At 69.7% G+C, this 6086-nt stretch carries 6 protein-coding genes and 1 pseudogene; 5 read left to right on the top strand and 2 right to left on the bottom strand.

The window, feature by feature from the left end; translation table 11 throughout:
- On the top strand, positions 1-1157 hold a 1157-nt coding region (locus tag AC27IQ_RS17775; protein WP_487090249.1), incomplete at its 5' end, for a mechanosensitive ion channel family protein.
- Between the two features lie 98 nt (positions 1158-1255).
- Here the strand turns inward: AC27IQ_RS17775 and AC27IQ_RS17770 are convergent.
- Positions 1256-2221, bottom strand: coding sequence for a Bug family tripartite tricarboxylate transporter substrate binding protein (locus tag AC27IQ_RS17770; protein WP_272565493.1), 966 nt, complete (start codon positions 2219-2221; stop codon positions 1256-1258).
- 158 nt (positions 2222-2379) lie between these two features.
- On the opposite strand from AC27IQ_RS17770, the gene AC27IQ_RS17765 reads away from it, so the two are divergent.
- The gene (locus tag AC27IQ_RS17765; protein WP_272565494.1) at positions 2380-3018 is read left to right on the top strand and encodes a LysE family translocator; all 639 of its coding nucleotides are present in this window, start codon (positions 2380-2382) and stop codon (positions 3016-3018) included.
- A 28-nt stretch (positions 3019-3046) separates the two neighbouring features.
- On the opposite strand, the gene AC27IQ_RS17760 is transcribed toward AC27IQ_RS17765, so the two are convergent.
- Positions 3047-3322, bottom strand: a complete 276-nt coding sequence (locus AC27IQ_RS17760) for a hypothetical protein (protein ID WP_487090248.1) — start codon at positions 3320-3322, stop codon at positions 3047-3049.
- Between the two features lie 73 nt (positions 3323-3395).
- Here AC27IQ_RS17760 and hemA point away from each other — a divergent pair, with 73 nt between their 5' ends.
- The 3 genes and pseudogenes from hemA to AC27IQ_RS17745 form a co-directional block, all read left to right on the top strand.
- Positions 3396-4694, top strand: coding sequence for a glutamyl-tRNA reductase (gene hemA / locus AC27IQ_RS17755; RefSeq protein ID WP_272565496.1), 1299 nt, complete (start codon positions 3396-3398; stop codon positions 4692-4694).
- A gap of 102 nt (positions 4695-4796) precedes the next feature.
- Complete coding sequence (prfA, locus tag AC27IQ_RS17750) at positions 4797-5879, top strand: peptide chain release factor 1 (protein ID WP_284408214.1); 1083 nt, start codon at positions 4797-4799, stop codon at positions 5877-5879.
- A gap of 62 nt (positions 5880-5941) precedes the next feature.
- Positions 5942-6086: pseudogene (locus AC27IQ_RS17745) on the top strand (peptide chain release factor N(5)-glutamine methyltransferase); the annotation flags it as partial.

The raw sequence follows: 6086 nt of genomic DNA, 5'->3' as shown, positions 1-6086 counted from the left end.
ACGTGCTGCTGCAGGTGATGGACAACGTGGCCGAGCGGCTGGAGCTGTGGCACCGGCCCGGGGGCGAGGGCGGTCCCTTCGTCGGCCGCGCGGTGGACACGCCGTTCCCCGGCCAACTGGGCGTGACGGCCCTGTACGACCCGCTGCTGGCCGACGACCCGCTGGCCGAGCATTACCTGCTGTCATACACCGACTTCACCACGCCCGCCTCGCTGTTCCTGGCCAGCACCGCCCACGACGAGCGCGAGTTGCTCAAGGCCGGGCCGGCGCGCTTCGATGCCGAAGGCATGCGCACCGAGCAGTGCTTCGCCACCTCGGCCGACGGCACGCGCGTGCCGTATTTCGTGCTGTGGCCGCGCGGCGCGCAGGCCGATGGCGGCAACCCCACGCTGATCTACGGCTACGGCGGCTTCGAGCATGCGCTCACGCCCTGGTACGCCGCCGACTACGGCCGGGCCTGGTGCGAGCAGGGCGGCGTGCTGGTGGTGGCCGCGGCGCTGGCGGCGCTGGGCATCAGCGTGGAGCGCATCGCCTGGGTGGCCAGCGCGTTGTCGGTGGGGATCGGCTTCGGGCTGCAGGCCATCGTGCAGAACTTCATCTCGGGCCTGATCCTGCTGGCCGAGCGGCCGGTGAAGGTGGGCGACTGGGTGGTGCTGGGCGACACCGAGGGCGACGTGCGGCGCGTGAACGTGCGCGCCACCGAGATCCAGCTGGGCGACCGGTCCACCGTGATCGTGCCCAACTCGGAGTTCATCACCAAGACCGTGCGCAACATGACGCTGACCGGCGCGCCCGGCCGCGTGCTGCTGCGCCTGCCCGCGCCGCTGGACACCGACGCGCAGCGCATGCGCGAGGTGATCCTGCAGGCCTTCCACGCCCACGAAGGGATCATGGAAGACCCCGAACCCATCGTGCAGCTCGAAGGCATCCTGAACGGCACGCTCACCTTCCTGGCCATCGGCTACGTGAGCAATCCACGCAACTCGGGCGGGGTGCGCAGCGACCTGCTGTTCACCATCCTGGACAACCTGCGCGGCGCGGGCCTGGCGCTGTCGCCGCCGGCGACCACGTCGCTCACCCACCCCACGCCGACCTCGCCGACCGTGGCGGTGCCGCAGCCGCAGGGCGGCAACGTGCCGGGCACGACGGTGGTCTGACCGGGGCGCGGCCACCCCGGCCGCAGCGATTCGCTATAAATTCAATAGCGCAATGCCCTAGTGGAATATGTGCCGGAGGCCGATTGGGCTCGAAAGACTCAATCCAGCTTCGCGCCCGACTGCGCCACGGCGGTGGCCCAGCGCGGCATCTCGGTCGCGAGGAAGGCCGCGAAGGCGTCCGCCCCCAGGAAGGCCGGATCGGCGCCCTGCGACACCATGCGCTCGCGCACCTCGGGCGACTGCAGCACCTGGCCGAACGCATCGCTCAGCTTGGCGACCACGTCCTTGGGCGTGCCGGCCGGCGCGAGAAAGCCGTAGAAGCCCACCACCTCGAAGCCCTTGAGCCCGCTCTCGATCGCCGTGGGCACGTCCGGCAGCGCCGGGTTGCGCTGCCGGCTGGTCACGGCCAGGGCGCGCACCTTGCCCTGCTTGTGGTACGCGGCCGCCTGCGGAATGCTCTCGGCCATGAACTGCACCTGGCCCGCCATCAGGTCGGTGAAGGCCGGGGCGCTGCCGCGGTACGGGATGTGCACCATGAACAGGCCCGTGGCCGTCTTGAACATCTCCGGCACCAGGTGGCTGATGCCGCCGTTGCCCGCCGAGCCGAAATTGACCTGGCCCGGCTTGGCCCGTGCGTACTGGATGAATTCGGGCAGCGTCTTCGCCGGCAGCTTCGGGTTGACCAGCAGCGCGAGCGGCTGCATGGCGGTGCGCGCGACGGGCGTGAAATCCTTGAGCGTCTGGTAGGGCAGCCGGCTGTAGAGCGCCGGGTTGATCACCATCACGCCGGTGTTGGCCAGCATCAGCGTGTGGCCGTCGGGCGGTGCCTTCATCACGTCCTGCGCGCCGACGGTGCCGCCCGCGCCCGACTTGTAGTCCACCACCACGGGCTGGCCGAGCACGGCCTGCAGCTTGTCGGTGAGCAGGCGGGCGTGCTGGTCCAGCGGCCCGCCCGCTGGAAAGCCGATCACGATGCGGATGGGCCGGGAGGGAAAGCCCTGGGCCAGGGCGGCCACGGACAGGCAGGCCAGGGTGGCGGCCGCCAGGCAGGTGCGCAGGCGCATGCGAAAGTCTCCTTCTTTTGTGTCTGGATGGGATCAGCCGCAGCTTAGGGCCGGCCTGCCTCGCCCGGCACGGGGTCTTACCCGCAAAAGCCCCCTTCACGGCAGGCCCTGCCCGGCGAAAATACCCGCTTGTCCGCCGCCTCTGAAAGCCCCCCACCATGACCCTCGCCCACTGGCTCGTTTTCTGCGGCGTTTCGCTGCTGATGTGCTTCACCCCCGGCCCGGCCGTGCTGCTGGCGGTGTCGAACTCGGTGGATGTCGGGGCGCGGCGCACGGCGTTCAGCTCGCTCGGCAGCTCGGCCGGCATCTTCGCCGTCTCGGGCCTCGCGATGGTCGGCATGGGCACCATCCTCAGCCTGTCGGCGAACGCGTTCCTGGTGATGAAGGTCGTCGGCGCGCTGTACCTGATCTGGCTGGGCATCAAGCGCTGGCGCAGCCAGGACGCGCTGATCGCCAGCGATGCCGGCCTGGCGCCCGCCCAGCGGCGCGAGCGCAAGAACTGGCAGCTGGTGGCGCAGGGGCTGGGCGTGTCGCTGACCAACCCCAAGGCCATCCTGTTCTTCTCGGCCCTGTTCCCGCAGTTCATCGTGCCCGGCGAGCCGCTGTTCACGCAGTATCTGCTGCTGACCACGACGTTCGCCGTCTGCGCGTTGATCTCGCACGCCTTCTACGTGGTGCTGATCTCGCTGGTGAAGGGCCACGTGGTGGCGCGCGCCAAGCTGTTCAACCGCATCGTGGGCGGCACCTTCATGGCGCTGGGCGTGGGCCTGCTGCAGACCCGGCACAAACTGGGCTGAGGGCCCGGGCCTTCGGGGCGCGTCTTTCTCAGCGCCAGCCGCGCAGCAGCACCCACTGCGCGGTCGCGCAGCCCGCCGCCAGCGCCGCGTAGGTGAGCATCTTTCCGTCGCGTCCCCACCACGCCAGACCGGCCGCGAGGACGAGGCAGCCCACCCCGAACAGCACGCCCAGCTGGGCCAGCGTTCCGCGTGTGGCCGCCCGCTTTCGCAGGAAGACCTTGCAGCCGGCGACCAGCAGCAGCGCCACGGCGAACGCGGGCAGCACGAAATTCAGCAGATGGTTGACGGCGGACAAAGCATCCATGGACATGACCCAGATCAAGACTATTACAGGCATAGCCCCCTGCATCGGGCCGGCAATTTTATAATCGCCGCTTATGGCAGTCTGGGCCCTTGGCATCAACCACACGACCGCGCCGCTCGATCTGCGCGGTCGTTTTGCGTTCGCGCTCGATCAGATCGCGCCCACGCTGCAGGGTTTGCGCCAGTCGCTGGGCGGCGCCAGCCGCCATCCCAGCGTCGAGACGGCCATCATCTCCACCTGCAACCGCACCGAAATCTACTGCGCCGGCAATGAATCCGCGCTGGACCACACGCTGGGCTGGCTCGCCCAGAGCGGCGGCGTCAGCCCCGCGCTGCTGCGCTCGCACTCCTACGCGCTGGAAGACGGCCTGGTGGCCCGCCATGCCTTCCGCGTGGCCAGCGGGCTCGATTCCATGGTGCTGGGCGAGGCGCAGATCCTCGGCCAGATGAAGGACGCCGTGCGCGCCGCCGAAACCGCCGGCGCGCTGGGCACCACGCTCAACCAGCTCTTCCAGCGCAGCTTCGCCGTCGCCAAGGAAGTGCGCACCAGCACCGAGATCGGCGCCCACAGCATCAGCATGGCGGCCGCAGCCGTGCGGCTGGCCGGCCAGCTGTTCGAGGACCTGTCCGAGATCCGCGTGCTGTTCGTCGGCGCGGGCGAGATGATCGAGCTGGCCGCCACCCACTTCGCGGCCAAGAACCCCAAGGCCATCGCCGTGGCCAACCGCACGCTGGAGCGCGGTGAAAAGCTCGCCACGCGCTTCGGCGGCGAGGTCATGCGCCTGGCCGACCTGCCCGACCGCCTGCACGAGTTCGACGCCGTGGTGAGCTGCACCGCCAGCAGCCTGCCCATCATCGGCCTGGGCGCCGTGGAGCGCGCCCTGAAAAAGCGGCGCCACCGCCCCATGTTCATGGTCGACCTGGCCGTGCCCCGCGACATCGAGCCCGAGGTCAAGGCGCTGGAGGACATCTACCTCTACACCGTGGACGACCTGGCCGGCGTGGTGCAGACCGCCCAGGCGCACCGCCAGGCCGCCGTGGCCCAGGCCGAGGCCATCATTGACGCGGGCGTGCAGAGCTTCATGCACTGGATGGACCAGCGCAGCCCCACCGGCGGCGTGGTGCCGCTGATCCAGCAGCTCAACGCCCAGACCGACGAGTGGCGCGCGCTGGAGATCGCCCGCGCCAAGAAGCTCCTGGCCAAGGGCGAGGACATGGACGCGGTGCTGGAGGCCCTGTCGCGCGGCCTCACGCAGAAGATGCTGCACGGCACCCTGGCCGAACTGCGGGCCGGCGACGCCGAGACCCGCGCCCAGACGGCCCAGACCGTCTCGCGCCTGTTCCTGCGCTCGCAAAGCAAGACCGGCCTGTAGCGACGCGGCTGCGCGGCCTGCCACCAGGCCAAAAACGCCTCCAGCGCAGATTCCACTAGCGCTATCAGCTACAAAAACCGTAGCAATTTCTTTTCCCCGACGATGAAGCCCTTTCTCAGAACCCAGCTCGAGCGCTATGCGCAGCGCCTTGAAGAGCTCGACTTCCTGCTCTCGCGCGAGGACATCATGTCCGACATGGCGCAGTACCGCACCATCTCCCGCGAGCACGCCGAGGTCACGCAGATCGCCGGCCGCTACGCGCGCCACCAGCAGCGCGAGGCCGACCTGGCCGGCGCCCGCGAGATGCTCGCCGACCCCGACATGGCCGAGATGGCGCAGGAGGAGATCGCCGCCGCCGAGGCCGAGCTGGCGCAGCTGGAAGAAGAGCTGCAGCGCCTGCTGCTGCCCAAGGACCCGGACGACGCCCGCAATGCCTTCCTCGAAATCCGCGCGGGCACGGGCGGCGACGAGTCGGCCCTGTTCGCGGGCGACCTGGCGCGCATGTACACCCGCTATGCCGCCAACGTGGGCTGGAAGATCGAGATCCTGAGCGCCAACGAGAACGAGATCGGCGGCTACAAGGAAGTGGTGCTGCGCGTGGAGGCCGACGGCGCCTACGGCGCGCTGCGCTTCGAATCCGGCGGCCACCGCGTGCAGCGCGTGCCCGCCACCGAGACGCAGGGCCGCATCCACACCAGCGCCTGCACCGTGGCCGTGATGCCCGAGCCCGACGAGCACCAGGCCATCACCCTGAACCCCGCCGACCTGCGCATCGACACCTTCCGCGCCAGCGGCGCCGGCGGCCAGCACATCAACAAGACCGACTCGGCCGTGCGCGTGGTCCACCTGCCCACCGGCATCGTGGCCGAATGCCAGGACGGGCGCAGCCAGCACAGCAACAAGGCCAAGGCCCTGCAGGTGCTGCAGGCGCGCATCCAGGAAAAGGAGCGCAGCGAGCGCGCCGCCAAGGAGGCTGCCCTGCGCAAGGGCCTGATCGGCTCGGGCGACCGCAGCGACCGCATCCGCACCTACAACTTCCCGCAGGGGCGCCTGACCGACCACCGCATCAACCTCACGCTCTACAAGCTGCTGGCCATCATGGAAGGCGACCTCGCCGACGTGCTGGACGCCCTGCGCCACGCTCGCGAGGCCGAGCAACTGGCCGAGCTGGAAACCACGGCCTGATCGGTTTGCAGCCCAATCGCCCCGATGCCGAAGGATTGATTGCCTTGGATGCTACTAATTCAATAGCAGATGCCTCGCCGACCCTGGCCCAGGCGCTGGGCCAGGCCCACACCCTGGGGCTGGCACGCATCGACGCCCAACTGCTGCTGCTGCACGCGCTCGGCCGCCCCGAGGCCGGCCGCGCCTGGCTGCTGGCGCACGACACCG

This window comes from Acidovorax sp. KPB24-07 (assembly GCF_057543315.1).
Note: the sequence above shows the minus strand (reverse complement) of the source record. Positions and strands in the feature narration are given on the sequence as shown.

What these genes read in the sequence shown, in the direction of transcription:
- AC27IQ_RS17770 (WP_272565493.1), bottom strand. Translation starts at nt 2,221, where the DNA reads ATGCGCCTGCGCACCTGCCTGGCGGCCGCCACCCTGGCCTGCCTGTCC.
- AC27IQ_RS17765 (WP_272565494.1), top strand. Translation starts at nt 2,380, where the DNA reads ATGACCCTCGCCCACTGGCTCGTTTTCTGCGGCGTTTCGCTGCTGATG.
- AC27IQ_RS17760 (WP_487090248.1), bottom strand. Translation starts at nt 3,322, where the DNA reads ATGGATGCTTTGTCCGCCGTCAACCATCTGCTGAATTTCGTGCTGCCC.
- hemA (WP_272565496.1), top strand. Translation starts at nt 3,396, where the DNA reads ATGGCAGTCTGGGCCCTTGGCATCAACCACACGACCGCGCCGCTCGAT.
- prfA (WP_284408214.1), top strand. Translation starts at nt 4,797, where the DNA reads ATGAAGCCCTTTCTCAGAACCCAGCTCGAGCGCTATGCGCAGCGCCTT.